The organism is Aliivibrio salmonicida LFI1238 (assembly GCF_000196495.1).
In the GTDB taxonomy this organism is placed as follows: Bacteria; Pseudomonadota; Gammaproteobacteria; order Enterobacterales; family Vibrionaceae; genus Aliivibrio; species Aliivibrio salmonicida.
The window spans coordinates 3157461-3177744 of sequence record NC_011312.1 but is presented as its reverse complement, the minus strand read 5'-3'; the positions used below and the strand labels follow the sequence as shown (position 1 = coordinate 3177744).

The following is a 20284-nucleotide window of genomic DNA, read 5'->3' as shown; positions in this document are numbered from 1 at the left end:
TGATCTTTCCCCTTTTAGCCTGTCGCGGAGGCATTATTTTTTTGAATGAGCCTCAAAGAAAGCGAATGTTTCCAGTAAGGCTTGATTTCTGCAGGCATCAGATTCAAATAATAATTCATGCTTTGCCTCTTTAATCGTGATGAGCTGGCAATTAGGGGCTTTTTTCTGAAATTTGAGGTGTGATTTGTTATCTACAATTTTATCTTTTTCACCCTGCATTAATAAGGTTGGTATTGTGCAAGCAGGTGCTTGAGCAATACACCGTTTTGCTCCTTTAATACCTTGATTAACCCAGTGATTACTTGGGCCACCAATTTGCAGTTCCGGGAAGGCTTGATATAAATCTCTAAACCATTGGTAACGAATTTCACTGGTGGTTAGTGGATTATCTAAAAACGGTTTTGCTTGATAAGGTGATTGACCTAACGCATAAGAAGGCAGGGCAGACCATTGACTTAAATAATGACTAACAGGGCTTGCGATAGGCTTTAACCACGGTTTCATGTAAATACCGTGCATTGGTGCGCTTAATACAAGGGCAGAGTATGGGTGAGAAAAACATTCAACGTATTGCGTTGCAATAGCACCTCCCATTGAGTGACCAAGAAGGTAGCAGTCTTCATAATTCTCGGGTGTAATCAATGATTGAGTCATGGTGTTGAGATCAAGAATGTAATCATTAAAATCTTCAATGTGGCCAATGTCGATATTGTCTGTTAAACGATCGGATAAGCCTTGCCCACGATGATCAAATGAATAAATGTCATAGCCTTGGCAAAATAAATCATAAAAGAGTTCTTGGTATTTATACACACTCTCAATACGACCATTAACCACCATGATCGCTTTCTTATGACTTGGACTTGTGAAACTTACCCAGTGTAGTTGAGTGGTTTTTTCACCTTGTAGAAATCCATGTTGACGCTTCTCCCAAAATGGAGCTACGTTGTATTTCATGGTATCATGGTATTGTGGTTCTTGAGTAAGTTCAGGTGCTGTCATAAAGGTCACTATTTTAAAATAACTACATCAATGAGGTATTATAAGGATAATTAAGAAAGGAATATCATATTTTAGTAAGTTCTTGTGTGGTTCTTAATCAAACTCATGTTTTTAGGCGACACATTATACTATGATGTGGCGTTTCCAATAGGACTAGGTTTCTTTTAGGTTTTTATCAAGTTTTTTGGTATTCTGCCGTTATAAATACTTAATCTTATTTTGTTTCTCACAGGATACCGCTTTCAAATTATGTATGCATACGTTGCTCGACAACCGATACTTAATCGAAAAAAACAAACGATAGGGTATGAACTCCTTTTTCGTGATGGTGAAAGCAACGCTTTTCCTGATGATATAGAAGCGAATCAAGCGACTTGCCGATTGTTGGTCGAGAACTTTATGTCGGTCGGCTGTAATCCTGCTTTAGAATCTCCTCGTAGTTTTATCAATTTCCCGCAAGAATCATTGATTTCTCTTATACCTACGTCATTTCCGAAACGGAAAATTGTAGTAGAAGTATTAGAGACGTGCATTCCTAATGATGAATTATTCAGTGCGATTAAACATTTACACCGCATGGGCTATATCATTGCATTAGATGATTTTAGTTTAGATGCGGTGTGGGATCGTTTTTTACCTTATGCACATATCGTGAAATTAGACATCATGCAATTGGGTATCAATGTTGCTTGTGACTATGTGAAGAAAAAGAAACGAGAAGGCTGTAAACGTCATTATTTAGCGGAGCGTGTTGAAACAAATGAAGAGTTTCAGCAAGCATTTGATGCCGGTTTTTATTTCTATCAAGGGTATTTCTTTAGTAAACCTGAAATCATAAAAAATCGAGTGGTTAAACCTGAAGAAGTATTAACGATGCAATTGTTTCAAGAAGTGTGTCGTGATGACGTTAATTTCAATCGTATTGAGCAGCTTATTGCTCAAGATGTGTCGTTGTCTTATCAGTTATTAAAATTCGTCAATACGTCAGCCGTTCGTTTAGAAAAACCGATTTCGTCTTTTAAACAAGCGTTAGTGTATTTGGGTGAAGAACAAATCAAAATGTTTGTCACTTTAGTCGCGACAGCTCACGCGGCAATCAATAAGCCCAAAGAATTGTATAAACAATCGCTGATTAAAGGGCGTTTTTGTGAATTAATGATTTGTAAGTGCCAGAATGGGACGCAGGGACAACAGGCGTTTATTGTGGGATTGTTTTCGTTATTAGACGCGTTGTTGGATCGTAATTTTGATGAATTACTGGTTCAATTGTCTTTATCTGAAGATATTGAGCAAGCCTTATTAACACAATCAGGTCTGCTTGGTTCTATGTTAAAGCTGTATGAAAATGTAGATAAAGGAGATTGGACTCATATTGATCAAGTCAGTCGCTCTTTGGGTTTCTCTGCAAAAACGGTTGAAAAAACTTACGAAGAAGCTGAAAAATGGTATCAAGACATCCTTTCTAAATGATCAAAAAGCTCTATTTCTTGAAAGGAATAGAGCTTAATATTGATGGCCTACCGCATTATCACTGACAATAATTGATTAAATCGACTTTATCAGAAAAGAGTCGCTGTACTATTTGATGGCATTCTTGTGTTAATGAGATGACCGTTTCTGCCTTTTCTGGGTTCACTAAATCATACTCCCCTTCCACATTATAATTAAATCCGTCACCGGTAATCATTATTGGATTAATTGAAATTCGGCCCCTGTTTGCCGAAATATGAATTGGCTCAATATTGATTGGGTAGATGGTTTTTTTATCCATTGTATGTTCTTTCTTGCGTTGTGTTTGAGCACTAACGTCTTTTTCTGATTGGCTTTCTTCTGGAATGAGCCCAAGTTTTAGTTGCCACAAATCTTTGGCCGTTTCTGTTGTTGTTGTTTCTCTTGGAATAACGTTTAAATCGCCATCAAAGCTGTAATTAAAACTGTCTTTATTTACCGCTAATCCATTACCTGAAAAAGTAAATTCAGCCATTCCTTCTAAAGGAATTGGGTTGGGAAGCCATTTCGCTAAATCCGAGAGAGGGATACCATCACCATAAGCCTCAAGTTGCCATGGCTGACTGTCTTGTTTGAGGTTAATACTGCCATTTAGTCCAATTAACCCTTCTGTTAATGGGAATAGAGCGCGCTCTATTGTCCACCGTCCATTATTCGTGTTTGTTTCGATCAATAGTTGTTGAGTGAGCAAATAATTTAAGCTGGCATTTGAAGCACTTATTGATAATTTTCCGTCCCATAAAGCCCATTGATAATAACGAAGTAAATCCAGATCATGACCTTCTACGTTTAAACCAGACAACTGGAATGGGTGGGCCGTTTCAAGTTGAATAATCTGAGAATTATTAATGTCTAAGTTGGCGATGTTCACTTGTTCTAATTGAGTGAGATAGTTGCTGATTGAATCGAGTTCTTGAGGACTGATTAACCATTTTATTTGGTTTAAAGTGAGAGACGATAAATTGATCGTGGTAGGCGAAAGCAGTCCTGAAAGTTGAATGTTGCCATTAAAAACATCCAGTGAAAGATTAGAAATAGTCGCTTTTTTATTTGTTAGCGTTAACTCTATTATCGGCTTATTAATAATGGTGTCTTTCCATACCAAGCTATCGGCACTAAAGGAAATATTCGCGTTATTTTGCTGCCAAATCTTATAAGGAAGAAGAATGTTTTCAGCAGAAAGACTGAGATCATTGACAGAGAATTGAGGTAATTCAATATTCACATCGAGTAGATCGATTCGTTCGAATTGATACGTGAAACCTTGTTCTGAAAGCCATTGCAGAGGCTTTCCAATAATGTCGGCATTATCCGATTCTAAATTAAATTTACGCAGTGTAAATTGAGGAATAACCCATAACTTATTTTCTTTTAATTCGGCTTGAGCTGTAATGGTGCTATTGCGCCAAGTTAATGAAATACCCTGTAATGCCGTATAGTTTTCAGTGTAATAACCATCTATTAAGACGTCATCTAGGGCTTCACCTTGCCAGTAAAGTTGTTGAGTAGATAATTGAAACCCCCCTTCAAAAGGCAGTCCTTTTTCATTATGCACATCATAGTTACTTAATTGGATTTGTGCTTCACGTACGACCAATCCATCATCTGCAAAATCTAAATTAGAAATACTGAGTTGAGAGATTGAAAACCAATTGAGTTTTTTAGTATTAGGCAGTCCGTTTTGTAGGCTAATTCCATCAATTTTCACACTATCAAAAGCGAGTTTATTATTTTGAATTGGATGCTTAGAAAGCCATAAATCAATTTGTTGAATGGGTAGCTCTGGCTCAGAATGAATCACGACATCAGAGATGGTGAGGTGCGAAGGATCGTGAATAGAATAGGAGATCCCACCAAAGGAGAGCGTTTGATGAGTCAACTTTTCAACGACTGGATTCAATAATGGCTGTGCGTAAGGCGTATGTAAAAGAGATAAGAATGCCGCCACAAGTAATAAACAAAGAGTGAGCAGCCAACCGAGGCTTTTCAACGTGGTGTACATTGATTAACTCCAATAAGAAAAATAGATGAACAGAAAGAGTGGAGTAAAAAACAGGTTCAATCAAGTTATTGTCGTTGTTTACTCAAGAGTAATCACGATTTCGAGGAAAATAGAATAAAGCTTTATTGTTATTGGCCTATTTATGGGTAAAAAAAGCCCTTCGAATGAAGGGCTTAAATAAAAACGATTTACATGTAAGGCGGATTAATCCAGCTGAGGACCTGCTTTTACAAGCGCTTTCCCTTCGTCATTATCTGTGTATTGAGCAAAGTTTTTGATGAAGCGTTGTGCTAAATCTTCCGCTTTACTGTCCCACTGTAATGGGTCTGTATATGTATCACGAGGGTCAAGAATTGAGGTATCAACACCTGGTAGTGATGTCGGTACTTCAAGGTTAAAGACTGGAATGTTTTTCGTTTCTACATTATCAATAGAACCATCTAAAATTGCATCAATGATGCCACGCGTATCTTGAATTGAGATACGTTTGCCTGTGCCGTTCCAACCTGTGTTTACGATGTAAGCTTCTGCACCAGCGGCTTCCATACGTTTCACCAATACTTCTGCGTATTGTGTTGGGTGTAGTGTTAAGAACGCAGCACCAAAAGCAGCAGAGAATGTTGGTGTTGGTTCTGTAATGCCACGTTCAGTACCGGCTAATTTAGCGGTAAAACCTGATAAGAAATGATATTTCGTTTGTTCTGGCGTTAATTTAGCAACAGGAGGTAGAACACCAAATGCATCAGCGGTTAAGAAAATAACTTTGTTTGCATGACCTGCTTTTGAAATCGGTTTAACGATATTATCAATGTGATAGATAGGGTAAGAAACACGAGTATTTTCTGTTTTAGAACCGTCATCAAAATCAATCGAACCATCATTGCGAACGGTTACGTTTTCTAATAGTGCATCACGACGAATGGCATTAAAAATATCCGGTTCAGCTTCTTTAGATAAACGAATGGTTTTCGCGTAACAGCCACCTTCAAAGTTAAAGATACCATCATCATCCCAACCGTGTTCATCATCCCCAATTAATTGACGTTTTGGATCCGTTGATAGGGTTGTTTTACCTGTACCTGATAAGCCGAAGAATACAGCAACATCGCCTTCTTTACCTACGTTAGCTGAACAGTGCATAGATGCAATGCCTTTTAACGGAAGTAAGTAATTCATCATTGCGAACATGCCTTTTTTCATCTCACCGCCGTACCAAGTACCACCGATGATTTGAACACGCTCTGTTAAGTTGAAGGCAACAAAGTTTTCAGAGTTTAACCCTTGTGCTTCGTAATTTGGATTGGTTGCTTTTGCGCCATTCATGACGACAAAATCAGGTTCAAAACTTTCTAATTCTTCGTCCGTTGGGCGAATAAACATATTTTTCACAAAGTGAGCCTGCCATGCGACTTCCGTGATAACTCGAACACTAAGGCGAGTATCAGGGTTTGCACCACAGAAGCCATCAATAACAAACAAACGTTTGCCTGATAGTTGTTCTGTAACAAGGGCTTTTAAATCATCCCAGACTGCAGGGGTAATGGCTTTGTTGTCATTTTTACCTTGATCAGACCACCACAAGGTATCTTTGGTTGTTTCATCTTTTACGATGTATTTATCTTTTGGCGAACGACCGGTAAAAATACCAGTATCTACCGCAACAGAGCCAAGTTCTGTCATTACACCACGTTCATAACCTTCTAAGTCAGGACGCGTTTCTTCTTCAAAAAGTACGTCATAGCTAGGGTTACGAAGAACTTCCGTCACGTTGCTTAAGCCGTGTTGAGAAAGATCAAGTTGTGCAGCCTTTTTGTGTTCCATTACAGTCATAGGTGCTCCTTAAAGGAATTTTGTAGGGATTTTAATATTCTAATTATTTTAATATTGTTTACTGCTACCCATGCTACCAACGCGGTAAATTGAAAACAGGGAGTCATATCATGAAATAACCATAAAGTGGTACGGGTTATTTAATCACCATCACAAAATAGCAATATGTCTATTCTACTCTTAATGAAATCGATTGCGCTAGATGCAATTGATTATTATTTAATCAAAATTAAGTGTGGATAAGTGGGAGTAAAAATGTGCTTTACATCAAAAAAATCCATAAAAAAAGCCAACCTAATGGCTGGCTTTAAAACAAAATAAAGAACTTATTCTGTATGAAGAATTAATTGTATGAAGAATTAATGAACCGTGTCATTACCTTTCGTGGCTTCTTCAAAAAGATGAGCAACATCAATGCTGTCAAAGTCGTAACTGGTACCACAGTAATCACAATGAAGAGACACTTTGCCTTCAGTTGCAATAATGTCATCCACTTCTGAACGTTCAATCGTAATGATGGCGCCGCCACTGCGTTCACGAGAACACCCACAGAAAAATTCAACGTTTTGAGGTTCAAACAACTGAACTTTATCTTGGTTATACAAACGGTAAAGTACATCTTCCGCTTCTAAGCTGAAGAGTTCTTCGTTTTTAACGGTATCCGTTAGTTGCTCTAAATGCTCAAAATCATCCGAAGAGCCAGTCCCATCAGGCATGACTTGAAGCAGCATACCCGCAGCGTGTGGTTTGCCTTCAAATTCACCAAGACGTAACCATAAACGAGTTTTTAATTGCTCAGAACGCTCAAAGTATCCTTCAAAACATTCGGCTAAATCTTTCCCTTCAAGAGCAACAACACCTTGGTAACGTTCGCCGTCTTTAGGCGAGATAGTAATAACTAAATAACCTTTACCCATTAGTTGATGTAATGTCGCGTCGTCAGCAATTTCGCCTTCAAAGCGAGCAACGCCACGAACTTTTTGATCGTTATCGCCGTTAATAACCACAAGAGAGACAGGACCATTACCTTGAAGTTGAAGCGTAATCGATCCTTCAAATTTCAACGTGGCGGTTAATAATGTGGTTGCAACTAATAGCTCACCCAATAAGTTTTGTACTGGCTTTGGGTATTCCTTGCTAGAAATAATTTGTTGGTAAGCATCATCTAATTGAACTAATTCACCACGAACGGATAAATCTTCAAACAGGTAACGATGCAATGTGTTATTTGCCATGAAATACTCCAGCAATTGTATTAGAGGTTACAGTTATCGCTATTATAGCCGCTATAACCTTGAGAAAAGGTAAATAAAGAAGAAAGTCAGTTATTGTTGCTTAAACTTCATGATATCACGTCGTTGTTTTTTATCTGGACGTTTATCAGGATGCGGGCTCCCAAGGGAGTTTAATTTGCGTAATTTCGCATTTTCTTCACGACGCTCAATACTGCTTTGTGTTTCTTTGTAAAGAGTTTGTGCAACGGGAGCACCACGGCGTTGATCGGAGATGATCTCGACGATCACGGTGATCTCTTCATTATTCCCTTGGCGAAGCTTTACTTCCGCACCAAGATCGATAATTTTACTTGGTTTTGCACGCTGGCCATTATAATGAACTTTACCGCCATCAACCATATTGCGTGCCACTGAGCGTGTTTTGTAAAAACGAGCTGCCCAGAGCCATTTATCAAGTCTTACACCTTCAATAGTGTTGGATTTTGAACTCATGATGGATACCTATGTCTTATCTCAGCTAACTAAGATGGTGGCTGTAAATTATTTTTCAATCTTTTGGCACGAATTAATCAAAATTCATAACCAATTAGAGTCATTAATGAGAAATGATGCTCTAATATGAAAAGTATTCCTTATATTTACGTGATATGGCTTTAAGTCTCTTAATAAAAAGGTAATGCCTACAGTAATTGTGGCTCTTTATTTTATAATTATAAAATGCATCAAATAATTAAAGAAGATCATTTAAGAAAAGGATAATCAAAAGCAGATGGTAACAAATATGAAAATCGATAAATTCCCTCAATATTGGTTAATCTATCAATCGACTATTTCAAAAGGATTAACGGTTATCTTAGTTGCCTGGTTTGCATGGATTTGTGGATCATTATTTTGGGCAATGTTGTCACCGCAGACGTCGGTTTCAAAATGGTCTCCTTCAACGGTTGCAGCGCATTCTTCAAAGCCGAAAACATCGACAGACTCATTATCTGAATTGCTTAATAGCCAAGTCTTTGGGCGTTATAGCGAAGAGGCTAAAAAGTCAGAACAACCTAAGATTACTGAGGTCAAAGATGCGCCTAAAACGCAGTTAAATTTGACGCTAGCAGGCATTGTGGCGAGCAGTAACCCTAAATTTAGTCTTGCTGTTATTGCTAATCGCGGACAGCAAAATACCTATGGAATTGAAGAAACAATTGATGGTACACGAGCAACGGTAAAGGCGATTAGCCCTGATCGTATCATTATTTCAAATAATGGTCGTGATGAAACGCTAATGCTTGAAGGGCTTGAGTACACCAAAATCTCGACAGAAAAAAATCACACCGGTAGCTCAGGCACTGTGATCGGAAATAACCGTCAAAATTCAAATCAAGATGAATTAGAACAAATTCGTAAGGAAATGGCTCAAAACCCACAATCAGTGCTGAAGTACATTCGTCTTTCTCAAGTGAGTAATGATGGAAAAATTGAAGGGTATCGAGTGAATCCAGGTAAAGACAGAAAACTGTTTGATTCTGTTGGTTTAAAGCCTGGAGACATTGCAACCAGTTTAAATGGGATTGATTTAACCGATCCTGCGGCAATGAGTTCATTGTGGAAAAACATGTCAGAAATGACGGAATTAAATTTAACGGTTCAGCGTGATGGACAGTTACATGACATCTTTATCGGTCTATAAAAACTGGTAATTAATGAATTAAGGGTATGTTGTGAAAAAGTGGATGGGCAAGGGAGCCTTATTACTGGCGAGTAGCATGGTGTGGACATCAGCTATCGCCAATGACTTTAGTGCCAGTTTTAAAGGGACGGATATTCAAGAGTTCATCAACATTGTTGGTCGAAATTTGGAAAAAACCATTATTGTTGATCCTTCAGTACGCGGAAAAGTGGATGTTCGTAGCTACGATTTATTGAATGAAGAACAATATTATCAATTCTTTTTAAGTGTCCTTGAAGTCTATGGCTACGCGGTCGTTGAAATGGATTCTGGTATTTTAAAAGTCATTAAAGATAAAGATGCGAAAACGTCGGCAGTTCCTGTTCTGGGAGCAAAAGATAACATAACGGGTGATGCGGTAATTACTCGTGTTATTGCGGTTCGTAATGTCTCTGTACGTGAGCTTTCACCTTTATTACGTCAGCTGAATGATAATGCGGGCGCGGGTAATGTGGTTCATTACGATCCGGCGAACATTATTATGATCACGGGTCGTGCGGCGGTGGTTAATCGCCTTGCTGAGATTATTGAACGAGTCGATCAGGCGGGTGATAAAGAAGTTGAAGTGGTTGAGCTTAAAAATGCATCGGCGGCCGAGATGGTTCGTATTGTTGATGCTTTGAATAAAACAACGGAAGCAAAAAACACTCCGGCTTTCTTACAACCAAAATTGGTTGCCGATGAGCGAACTAACTCAGTATTAATTTCTGGGGATCCTAAAGTTCGCCAACGATTGAAAAAATTAATTAAGCAACTTGATGTAGAAATGGCAACGAAAGGCAATAACCAAGTGGTTTACTTACGCTATGCCAAAGCAGAAGATTTAGTTGATGTGCTTAAAGGGGTTTCTGACAATCTAGAAGCCGGTAAAGGAAGTGGCAAGCAATCGGGTTCAAGTAATCGTGGTAATGTCATGATTTCAGCTCATGCGGATACTAATGCGATCATTATCACTGCACCGCCAGATATTATGCGTGCAGTGAAAGATGTGATTGCTCAATTAGATATCCGTCGTGCTCAAGTATTAATTGAAGCGCTGATAGTCGAAATGGCGGAAGGTGATGGCGTTAATCTTGGTGTGCAATGGGGTAATTTAAAAACCGGTGCAATGATCCAATACAGCAATACGGGGGCCTCAATTGGCGGCACCATGGTGGGCTTAGAAGAAGCTAAAGACAGCACCACGACAACCGCTGTTTATGATAGCGATGATAATTTCCAAAGAAATGAAACCACAACAGAAGAGGGTGATTACGGTGCACTTGCTTCTGCGCTTGGTGGTGTTCAAGGCGCGGCGGTTAGTATTATGATGGGGGATTGGACTGCGTTGATAACGGCGGTATCGACTGATTCGAATTCAAATATTCTGTCATCACCAAGTATTACTGTCATGGATAATGGTGAAGCGTCATTTATTGTCGGTGAAGAAGTTCCTGTATTAACAGGGTCTACCTCTGGTTCAAATAACGAGAACCCATTCCAAACCGTTGAACGTAAAGAAGTGGGTATTAAGCTTAAGGTGGTCCCTCAGATTAATGAAGGGAACTCGGTTCGTTTGGATATTGAACAAGAAGTGTCTAATGTATTGGGTGCGAATGGGGCGGTTGATGTTCGTTTTGCTAAGCGCCAGTTAAGTACGTCGGTCATGGTAGAAGATGGCAAAATGTTAGTACTGGGTGGTTTGATTGATGAACGAGCGATGGAAAGTGAATCAAAAGTTCCATTCCTTGGTGATATTCCGATTTTAGGCTATTTATTCAAATCAACCAGCACTCAAGTTGAAAAGAAAAATTTAATGATATTCATTAAACCAACCATTATTCGTGATGGCATGACATCGGATGGTATTACTCAGCGTAAATACAATTATATTCGTGCAGAGCAACTATATAATGCACAGAAAGGCTTGAAGTTTATGGATGATACGAATATTCCGGTGTTACCAACATTTGATGAAGGCATAAAACACCCCGCTGAAATTCAAGCGTTCTTTGAACAGTTTGATGATGAACATAAGGATAAGGGAAAATAATGGCGGACATGCTGTTTCCTCATTCTGTCGCGGTACTGCGTTTGCCTTTTTCATTTGCAAAAAGGCACTCAGTGGTTATTGAACTCAGACCTGAAGGTTGGGTGTTGTTCTATGTAACAACACCGTCACCGATGGTGTTGTGTGAAATTCGACGTGTATGTAAATCGGAATTTTCATTAAGCCAATTAGAAAAAGAAGAGTTCGATACGAAAGTGACTCAGGTATACCAACGTAATTCATCAGAAGCACAGCAATTGATGGAAGACATTGGGGCTGATAACGATGACTTCTTTTCGTTGGCTGAAGAACTGCCAGACAATGACGATTTATTAGAATCAGAAGATGATGCGCCCATTATTAAATTGATTAACGCCATGTTAGGTGAAGCAATCAAAGAAGGGGCGTCGGATATTCACATTGAAACGTTCGAAAAAGTATTGTCGATTCGTTTTCGTGTCGATGGTATTTTGCGTGATGTCATTAGCCCAAGTCGTAAACTAGCGCCGTTATTGGTCTCTCGTGTGAAAGTGATGTCCAAGTTGGATATCGCCGAAAAACGTGTCCCTCAAGATGGTCGTATTTCATTGCGTATCGGTGGACGAGCCGTCGATGTGCGTGTGTCTACCATGCCGTCGTCTCATGGTGAGCGTGTGGTAATGCGTTTATTGGATAAGAACGCCACTCGCCTTGATTTACACAGCTTAGGTATGACTGCGGATAATCATCAAAAATTCCAACATATCATTAAACGACCTCATGGCATTATTCTTGTTACTGGTCCAACTGGGTCTGGTAAATCGACGACGTTATATGCAGGGTTAGGTGAATTAGACAGCACTCAATCAAACATATTAACGGTTGAAGACCCGATTGAATTTGATATTGATGGCATTGGTCAAACGCAAGTAAACCCAAAGGTTGATATGACGTTTGCTCGTGGTTTACGAGCGATTCTTCGTCAAGATCCTGATGTGGTTATGATTGGTGAAATTCGAGATTTAGAAACCGCAGAAATTGCTGTTCAAGCGTCGTTAACGGGTCACTTGGTGATGTCTACATTGCACACTAACACCGCTGTTGGTGCGATTACTCGTCTTCGAGATATGGGCATTGAGCCTTTTCTTATCTCATCGTCTTTGCTTGGCGTTCTTGCTCAGCGCTTGGTTCGAACTCTATGTAAAGAGTGCAAGGCGCCTTATCAAGCGGATGATGAACAAAAGAAATTATTCTCTTTATTACCAGCGGATGACTTAGTGCTTTATAAGCCGAATGGTTGTGAGCATTGTAATGGCAAAGGGTATCGTGGGCGTACTGGTATTCATGAATTGCTTATTGTTAATGAGAAAGTTCAGGAACTGATTCATAAAGAAGCCGGCGAGCAAGAGATCGAAAAAGAAGTACGTAAAAATACTCGCGGTATTCAACAAGATGGTTTATTGAAAGTACAAAAAGGCATTACGACATTAGAAGAGGTGATGCGAGTCACTCGGGAAGGATAAATGGCAGCCTTTGAATACAAAGCCCTCGAAAAAAATGGCAAACAGAAAAAAGGCGTAATGGAGGGCGATAATGCTCGCCAAGTTCGCCAGCGTTTAAAAGAGCAAGGGTTAATTCCTGTTGAAGTCATTGAAACAAAATCAAAACAGCAAAAATCCGCTTCTCAAGGGTTGAGTTTTAAGCGCGGCATCAGTGTGAATGATCTGTCGTTAATTACTCGTCAACTGGCGACGTTAGTTCAGGCGGGTATGCCATTAGAAGAGTGTTTAAAAGCCGTTGCTGAGCAAGGTGAAAAACCGCATATTCGCAGTATGATGATGGGCGTAAGATCAAAAGTAATTGAAGGTTATCCATTAGCTGAAAGCTTTGGTGGATACCCTCATGTGTTTGATGATTTATTTTGTTCAATGGTGGCTGCGGGTGAAAAATCGGGTCACTTAGATACCGTATTAAATCGCTTAGCGGATTACGCTGAAAATCGTCAAAAAATGCGCAGTAAATTACAACAAGCGATGATTTATCCGATCATGCTAACGTTAATTGCTGTGGCTGTTATCTCATTCTTATTAGCGACCGTTGTGCCTAAAATTGTCGATCAATTTGTGCAAATGGGGCAAGGGCTTCCTGCCGTCACAGAGATACTTATCGCGGCCAGTAATTTTGTTGTTCACTGGGGTGTTGTTGTGGTGGTTGTCATTGTTGCGATTATTTTTGGGATCAAATGGCTATTAACGAAGCCTCATTTACGTTTGGCGTGGGATAAAAAGATCTTACGATTGCCTGTGGTTGGTAAGGTGGTTCGTGGTCTAAATACCTCTCGTTTTGCTCGTACTCTGTCTATTTGTACTTCCAGTGCGATCCCTTTATTAGATGGGATGAAAGTTGCGGCAGACGTAATGAGTAATAAATACTTTAAACAGCAAGTGCTTGAAGCTGCAGATAATGTACGTGAAGGGGCAAGTTTGCGTATTTCTTTAGAGCAAACCAAATTGTTCCCCCCAATGATGTTACATATGATAGCCAGTGGTGAGCAAAGTGGAGAGTTAGAGCAAATGCTAACGCGTTCTGCGGATAACCAAGACCGAGATTTTGAATCTTTAGTGAATATGGCTTTAGGTATTTTTGAGCCATTATTAATTGTCTTTATGGCAGGTATTGTACTTTTCATTGTTGTTGCGACACTTATGCCAATAATCGAATTAAACAATTTAGTTGGATAGTGAATAGACACTATCCTTTTCTTTTTTATTACTATGTTGAATTTTTAACGTCAGGAGTCATTCATGCAAGTCAATTCCGCTCAACGTAAACAAGGTGGCTTTACACTTTTAGAAGTGATGGTCGTTATCGTTATTCTTGGTGTGCTAGCTAGCTTAGTTGTCCCTAATTTATTGGGTAACAAAGAAAAAGCCGATCAACAAAAAGCGATCACAGATATCGTAGCGCTAGAAAACTCATTGGATATGTATAAGTTAGATAACAGTGTATACCCAACGACAGATCAAGGCTTAGAAGCATTGGTATCGAAACCATCAGCAAGTCCAGAGCCTCGTAATTATCGTGCTGACGGTTATATTCGTCGTTTGCCAAATGACCCATGGGGTTATGAATACCAATACCTAAGTCCTGGTGATAATGGCACGATTGATATCTTCTCTTTAGGTGCTGATGGTCAAGAAGGCGGTGAAGGAGCTAATGCAGATATTGGTAACTGGAACATGCAAGACTTTTAATAAGTCATAAGCTTATCGTTAAATAAGAGCGATGAAGATAAAACGTGAGGTTGGGTTTACCCTAATCGAAATAATGTTGGTATTGGTGCTGCTGTCGGTAAGTTCGATGGCGGTCATCATGAGCTTACCTGAAAGTCGAGATGATCATCTTGAAGAGCAGGCCTCACGTTTTTATCAGTTAGTTCAGCTTCTCAATGAAGATGCTTTACTCAACGGGATGGATTACGGCATCTATTTCAATCAAGAGCGACAAGAATATCGCTTTATGACATTGACATCAGATGGCTGGCAGCCTCTTGAGAAAAGTCGCTTTTTTACTGAAGTGAAAATAGAAAAAGACATCGAATTTGAGATGGAGTTAGGCGGTTCCGCATGGGCTGACGACGATCGCTTATTTGAACCGGGTTCTTTGTTTGATGAAGACATGTTCGCGGATGTCGAGAAAGATAAAAAACCGAAACCGCCGCAAGTAATGGTGTTATCAAGTGGTGAAGTGACCCCATTTTTATTTCGCCTTTTTCCTGCGAAGGTAAGTGGAAACCTTGATAATCAAACGTGGTTAATTAAAGCGGATGAATCTGGTGTGATCACGTTGGATAAGCCAGGGGAAGAAGACGATGAAAAGTAGTCATTATGTGCACTCTCGGCACAAAGGCATGACGTTACTTGAAGTCTTAGTTGCCCTTGCTATTTTTGCTACCGCCGCATTAAGTGTATTGAGATCCGTTACTCAACACATCAATACCTTAAGCTATTTAGAAGAGAAAACCTTTGCTTCGATGGTGCTAGATAATCAAATGGCATTAATGTTGTTAGATAAACCACCAACTTCGATTAAAAAAGGGAAAACAGAGCTTGCAGGTCAAACGTGGTATTGGACCATTGCCCCAGTAAAAACGACGTCTAATATTTTAAAATCAGTGGACGTATCTGTAGCAACAACCAAAGACCAAAAATCCCCACTATTAACGGTAAGAACGTATGTTGCGCCGTAGTCATATGAATAAACGATCTCGAGGTTTTACGCTGATCGAGGTGATGGTCGCTATCTCTGTATTTGCCACATTAAGTTTTTCGGCGTATCAAGTGGTGAATCAAGTACAGCGCAGTAATGCTCTCTCTTTGGAAAAAAGTGAACGAATTAAAGAATTACAGCGCAGTTTGGTTTTTCTTGATAATGACTTTCGCCAAATTGTGGCGCGTCAATTCAGAAGCAATGGAGAAAAAGCAGATGGAAAGTTAATTTCAGCCGATGACTATTTATTGGATTCAGAATCTCAAGGTATTTTGTTTGTTCGTTTAGGTTGGAAAAATCCACAGGAAGCCTTCCCGCGAGGTGAGATCACCAAAGTGGGCTATCGCGTCGTTGAAAATAAACTTGAACGTTTATGGTGGCGTTATCCTGATACCCCTGTTGGTCAAAAGCCAGTGGTTACGCCATTAATCGATGGCGTCGAAGAGATTAAATTTGAATTTTATGACGGTAAAACATGGCAAAAGAAATGGCAGAAAAAGAATGAGCTGCCATTTGCTATTAAGCTTCTTATCGTGTTTGAAGATTATGGGGATGTAGATCGAATTTATCTTACGTCAGGTTATCAATTGGATGAAAGCAACAAAAATGACGATGAGTCCAAGGGCGGTTAATGAATAGAGTATTAATGAACCGTTCTCATAAAAATCAAAGCGGAGTTGCGTTGATTGTTGTATTGCTTCTATTAGCGATAATGGTGACGATTGCCGCTCAAATGTCAGAGCGTTTGTTTATTCAGTTCCATCGTGCTGAAAATCAGTTGAATCATCAACAAGCGTATTGGTATTCCATTGGGGTTGAAGCACTAGCCAAGGCGGGTATTGAAGAAGCGTACAAAGACGGAGATACCATTAATTTAAGCCAGATGTGGGCGACAGAAGAAACAACGTACCCATTAGATTACGGCGAAGCGTTTGGTGGAGTGAAAGATAAGCAAGCTTGTTTTAATTTAAATGCATTAAGTAATATAGAACCAAGTGCCGATCCGTCTGTACGTCCATTTTTAGTGACCGTATGGATGAATTTATTGGAATCTGTTGAGGTAGAAAATTATTTAGCGGAAGTGATCGCGGATTCTAGCTGGGAATACATGGATGCTGATGATGTGGTTCGTTCGAGCTCTGGTGTTGAAGACAGTACGTATCAATCCTTTAAGCCTCCTTATTTAGCACCAAATGGATGGATTGCAGATGTGAGTGAGTTACGAGCGATTAATGGTGTCACCGCTGAGGTTTTTAAAGCGGTATCGCCATTAACGTGTGCTATTCCAACGGCGAACTGGTATTTGAATGTGAATACATTACAACCAGAGCAAGCAAACATTTTAGTGGCGTTATTTTCACCGAATTTAAGTGAAAGCGATGCTCAAGAGGTATTAGAAAACCGTCCGTTTGATGGCTGGGCAAGTGTTGAAGATTTTTTATCAGAGTCGGCCATTAATCGAGTGGATGAGAATATAAAAACAAAAGCCAAACCGTATTTATCAATAGATAGTCAGTTTTTTGAGTTAGATACTCAAGTATTAGTAGAAGAATCACGCGTACGTGTGCGTTCTTTATTGCACAGCAGTGATAAGAAAGTGGTGAACGTTATCCGTCGCCAATATGGAGGAATGAGTGAGCGAACATCTGATAATAAGGCTGAATAGTCAACCATCAGATCCCATTCAATGGATCGTCTGGTCACCAGAACAAAAAGAAATCATCGCTTCGGGCGAATTAGTTTCCTCTGAAACGTTATCCTCGTTAACTCAATACGCAGAACAACGCATTGTTTCTGTATTATTGCCGAGCAGTGATGTTTTATTAAGAGAAGTCGCGATTCCAGAAGGGGCGGCTCGACAGTTTTCATCCATGTTACCTTTTATTATTGAAGATGATTTGGCTCAGGATGTAGATGATTTACATATCGTCATAATAAAGAAAAATAATAAAACAGCGCAAATTGCTATTGTTGAACATGAAAAAATGGACACTTGGATTACTCAGTTAAAGGACGCTGAAATTCACGCTAAACAGTGGTTACCAGATGTACTCGCTTTGCCTTATCAAGAGGATGGCTTATCGCTCGTACAATTGAATGATCAATGGTTGATTCGTCATCAGGAGCATCAAGGTGCGGTAGCTGAATCGAGTTGGGTTTCTGTATTGTTAGATGGCATGGTCATCTTCGCGAATGCACAGAAGTTAGAAAGCCAGAGTGACGTCGATGAAGCGGAAAGTGAATCAACGCCTGTTGTTGTGATCCATGCTTATTCTCCTTGTGAAATAGAGATCGATAATGCCGAAGTACATATAGAATCCCCTGAATTGGTGATGCAGCTATTAGCTGAAGGTGCTATCCATTCCAAAGTGAATATATTAACGGGAAGGTATCGTCCTCAATCGTCTTGGCGCAAACACTGGCGGATATGGCAAAAAGTGATTCTGGCGTTTGGTTTAGTGATGGTTGCGTTTGTTGGACAGCATATTTCTGAAGTGCAAAAATTAGAACAACACAGTGTTGCTCTTCGAGCTGAAAGTGAACGTATTTTTCGTGAAATTTTTCCAGCGAAACGAAAAATACCAACCTCAAGTTATCTGAAGTCTCAAATTAAAAATGAAGAGATGCGCTTGCAAGGTGGAGCGGGAGGGAACGATCTTTTAGGCTGGATGGCCGAGCTTCAACCTTATTTAGCAAAGGTGCCTCAAGTTAAACTAAAAAGTTTAAAATTTGATGGAAAGCGTGATGAGTTACGCCTTCAAGCCAGTGCTGCTGATTTTCCTTATTTTGAGCAATTGACGTCAGAATTGGGCACTCAATTTGTGGTCGAACAAGGACAACTTAATAAAAACCAAGGCGAAGTTTTTGGTGCCATTGTCATTAGGAGAAAATAATGAAAGCATTAATGACATGGTGGCAAAGTATTTCACCACGTGAACGTATTTTGGTTGGTGGTGGTAGCATCGCTTTGTTGATCGCTTTGATTTATTGGGGAGGTATAAAACCCCTCAATGAAAGAGCGGAACTGGCTCAAAATCGTATTAACAGTGAACGTAATTTATTGGCTTGGGTACAAAAGAAAGCCGATAACATAACGACATTACGTGGTGGTACTTCTCATAATGCACAAACCAGCATTAAACCGATGAATCAAGTCATACCAAGTAGTACCAATCGTTTTAAGATTGAACTGATCAGAATGCAACCTCGCGGTGACGTTATGCAAGTGTGGGTGAAACCATTGCCATTTAATTCATTGATAAACTGGTTGGCTTATTTAAGAGACGCACAGGGCATTGATGTGCAGTTTTTAGATATTGATAAAGCCGAAGTGGAAGGTATGGTTGAAGTGAATCGTCTGCAGCTAAGTCGAGAGGCATCATGAAGTTTAAATTATTGATTGCGACGGTATTTTCGACGTTTTTTACTTTTAGTGCGTTATTGCATATGCCGATTCAATGGGTGATTGACCAAGCACCAAAAGTAAACGGTTTGGCATTAACTGGGTTATCGGGTACACCATGGAAAGGACAAGTGGATTCATTATCTTGGCAGCGTGTTAATTACGGCCAAGTTCAATGGGAAATTGACCCACTGGCTATCCTAAAGGGCCACGCTGAATTTGCGGTGCGTTTTGGCCGGGGCAGTGAGCTCGGTTTACGTGGTAAGGGAATGGTTGGTTATAGCGTATCAAAAGGCGCTTATGCTGAAAATGTGGTGGCGTCTTTTCCTGTTGCTAATATTTTGAATCGATTACCAATGGCGGTGCCTGTTTCACTGCAAGGGCAAGCGGAAATTACCGTTAAGTCGTTTCAACAAGGTCAACCTTGGTGCAAACACGCAGAGGGTGAGGTTGTTTGGTCTGGTGGTAAAATCGTTTCTCCATTGGGAAATATTGATCCGAAAACCGTGATTGCGGATACAACGTGTATTGAGAGCAAATTAACGGTTGTGAGTAAGCAAAACTCTTCGGATGTCAGTAGTGAATTTAATATTGTGTTGAATCCAAATCGTTCTTACCAAGTGAATGGATGGTTCAAACCAGAGTCGAGCTTCCCATCTAGCTTTAGAAGCCAGCTAAAATGGCTAGGCAAGCCTGATGCAAAAGGGCAATATAGAGTGACTTATTCCGGACGTCTTTAAGGGTATATGATGGCTAAAAAACAATTGCCGACCATCTTAGATAAACGAATTGAAGCGAAATCAAAACTGTTTTGTATTGAATCGGTTGATCTGCGTTTTTCAAATGGTGTGGAACGTACTTATGAACGAATGAAACCAAGTGGTCGTCATGCGGTTATGATGGTTCCTGTTACTGAGCAGGGTGATTTACTCTTAGTTCGTGAATATGCGGTTGGGACTGAACGCTATGAGCTTGGGTTCCCTAAAGGATTAATCGATGAAGGTGAAATGCCAATAGAAGCGGCAAACCGAGAATTGAAAGAAGAGATTGGCTTTGGTGCAGAGAAATTAACAGCATTAAAAGAATTGGTTTTAGCGCCGTCTTATTTCTCGAGTAAAATGACGCTTTTTGTTGCCCAAGGCTTGTACCCTGAGAGATTGGAAGGGGACGAACCTGAGCCATTGGACATTGTTCGCTGGCCATTAAGTCAAGCGTCTGAATTACTTCATCATCTCGATTTTTCAGAAGCAAGGTGCATTAGTGCATTATTGCTTGCTCAACAATTTTTAGAAAAGGAGTGATATTG

19 protein-coding genes are annotated in these 20284 nt (G+C 39.8%); 14 read left to right on the top strand and 5 right to left on the bottom strand.

The window, feature by feature from the left end; translation table 11 throughout:
- Positions 1-33: 33 nt before the first annotated feature.
- Positions 34-1002, bottom strand: coding sequence for an alpha/beta fold hydrolase (locus VSAL_RS15405; protein WP_012551348.1), 969 nt, complete (start codon positions 1000-1002; stop codon positions 34-36).
- A gap of 249 nt (positions 1003-1251) precedes the next feature.
- Here VSAL_RS15405 and VSAL_RS15400 point away from each other — a divergent pair, with 249 nt between their 5' ends.
- Positions 1252-2472 carry an EAL and HDOD domain-containing protein gene (locus VSAL_RS15400; RefSeq protein ID WP_012551347.1) on the top strand — a complete coding sequence of 407 codons (1221 nt, stop codon included), beginning with the start codon at positions 1252-1254 and terminating at the stop codon, positions 2470-2472.
- 58 nt (positions 2473-2530) lie between these two features.
- Here VSAL_RS15400 and VSAL_RS15395 read toward each other — a convergent pair whose 3' ends face one another.
- From VSAL_RS15395 to hslR, 4 genes are all read right to left on the bottom strand, one after another.
- Entirely contained in the window at positions 2531-4513 is a 1983-nt protein-coding gene (locus VSAL_RS15395; protein ID WP_012551346.1) for an AsmA family protein, read from the bottom strand.
- 204 nt (positions 4514-4717) lie between these two features.
- Positions 4718-6343: a phosphoenolpyruvate carboxykinase (ATP) gene (gene pckA / locus VSAL_RS15390; protein WP_012551345.1), complete on the bottom strand. Its 1626-nt coding sequence runs from the start codon at positions 6341-6343 to the stop codon at positions 4718-4720.
- 359 nt (positions 6344-6702) lie between these two features.
- Positions 6703-7578: an Hsp33 family molecular chaperone HslO gene (gene hslO, locus VSAL_RS15385; RefSeq protein WP_012551344.1), complete on the bottom strand. Its 876-nt coding sequence runs from the start codon at positions 7576-7578 to the stop codon at positions 6703-6705.
- Positions 7579-7668: 90 nt separating this feature from the next.
- Complete coding sequence (hslR, locus tag VSAL_RS15380; RefSeq protein ID WP_012551343.1) at positions 7669-8070, bottom strand: ribosome-associated heat shock protein Hsp15; 402 nt, start codon at positions 8068-8070, stop codon at positions 7669-7671.
- A gap of 289 nt (positions 8071-8359) precedes the next feature.
- On the opposite strand from hslR, the gene gspC reads away from it, so the two are divergent.
- The 13 genes from gspC to nudE all read left to right on the top strand — a co-directional run bounded on the left by gspC (position 8360) and on the right by nudE (position 20279).
- Positions 8360-9259, top strand: coding sequence for a type II secretion system protein GspC (gspC, locus tag VSAL_RS15375; RefSeq protein ID WP_231850859.1), 900 nt, complete (start codon positions 8360-8362; stop codon positions 9257-9259).
- Between the two features lie 31 nt (positions 9260-9290).
- Entirely contained in the window at positions 9291-11330 is a 2040-nt protein-coding gene (gene gspD, locus VSAL_RS15370) for a type II secretion system secretin GspD (RefSeq protein ID WP_044583341.1), read from the top strand.
- The gene (gene gspE / locus VSAL_RS15365; RefSeq protein ID WP_012551340.1) at positions 11330-12829 is read left to right on the top strand and encodes a type II secretion system ATPase GspE; all 1500 of its coding nucleotides are present in this window, start codon (positions 11330-11332) and stop codon (positions 12827-12829) included. Before gspD ends, gspE begins: the two co-directional genes overlap by 1 nt.
- Entirely contained in the window at positions 12830-14047 is a 1218-nt protein-coding gene (gspF, locus tag VSAL_RS15360; protein WP_012551339.1) for a type II secretion system inner membrane protein GspF, read from the top strand. It abuts the gene before it with no gap.
- A 63-nt stretch (positions 14048-14110) separates the two neighbouring features.
- Complete coding sequence (gene gspG, locus VSAL_RS15355; protein WP_012551338.1) at positions 14111-14560, top strand: type II secretion system major pseudopilin GspG; 450 nt, start codon at positions 14111-14113, stop codon at positions 14558-14560.
- Positions 14561-14591: 31 nt separating this feature from the next.
- The gene (gspH, locus tag VSAL_RS15350; protein ID WP_012551337.1) at positions 14592-15188 is read left to right on the top strand and encodes a type II secretion system minor pseudopilin GspH; all 597 of its coding nucleotides are present in this window, start codon (positions 14592-14594) and stop codon (positions 15186-15188) included.
- Positions 15178-15555, top strand: coding sequence for a type II secretion system minor pseudopilin GspI (gspI, locus tag VSAL_RS15345; protein WP_012551336.1), 378 nt, complete (start codon positions 15178-15180; stop codon positions 15553-15555). The genes gspH and gspI overlap by 11 nt, the downstream gene beginning before the upstream one ends.
- Positions 15542-16207 carry a type II secretion system minor pseudopilin GspJ gene (gene gspJ, locus VSAL_RS15340; RefSeq protein WP_044583340.1) on the top strand — a complete coding sequence of 222 codons (666 nt, stop codon included), beginning with the start codon at positions 15542-15544 and terminating at the stop codon, positions 16205-16207. The genes gspI and gspJ overlap by 14 nt, the downstream gene beginning before the upstream one ends.
- Before the next feature lie 14 nt (positions 16208-16221).
- The gene (gene gspK, locus VSAL_RS15335) at positions 16222-17241 is read left to right on the top strand and encodes a type II secretion system minor pseudopilin GspK (protein ID WP_012551334.1); all 1020 of its coding nucleotides are present in this window, start codon (positions 16222-16224) and stop codon (positions 17239-17241) included.
- Complete coding sequence (gspL, locus tag VSAL_RS15330; protein ID WP_085941824.1) at positions 17210-18469, top strand: type II secretion system protein GspL; 1260 nt, start codon at positions 17210-17212, stop codon at positions 18467-18469. Before gspK ends, gspL begins: the two co-directional genes overlap by 32 nt.
- Positions 18469-18960 carry a type II secretion system protein M gene (locus VSAL_RS15325; RefSeq protein ID WP_012551332.1) on the top strand — a complete coding sequence of 164 codons (492 nt, stop codon included), beginning with the start codon at positions 18469-18471 and terminating at the stop codon, positions 18958-18960. The genes gspL and VSAL_RS15325 overlap by 1 nt, the downstream gene beginning before the upstream one ends.
- Entirely contained in the window at positions 18957-19718 is a 762-nt protein-coding gene (locus VSAL_RS15320; protein ID WP_012551331.1) for a type II secretion system protein N, read from the top strand. The genes VSAL_RS15325 and VSAL_RS15320 overlap by 4 nt, the downstream gene beginning before the upstream one ends.
- A 9-nt stretch (positions 19719-19727) precedes the next feature.
- Positions 19728-20279, top strand: coding sequence for an ADP compounds hydrolase NudE (nudE, locus tag VSAL_RS15315; RefSeq protein ID WP_012551330.1), 552 nt, complete (start codon positions 19728-19730; stop codon positions 20277-20279).
- Positions 20280-20284: the final 5 nt, after the last annotated feature.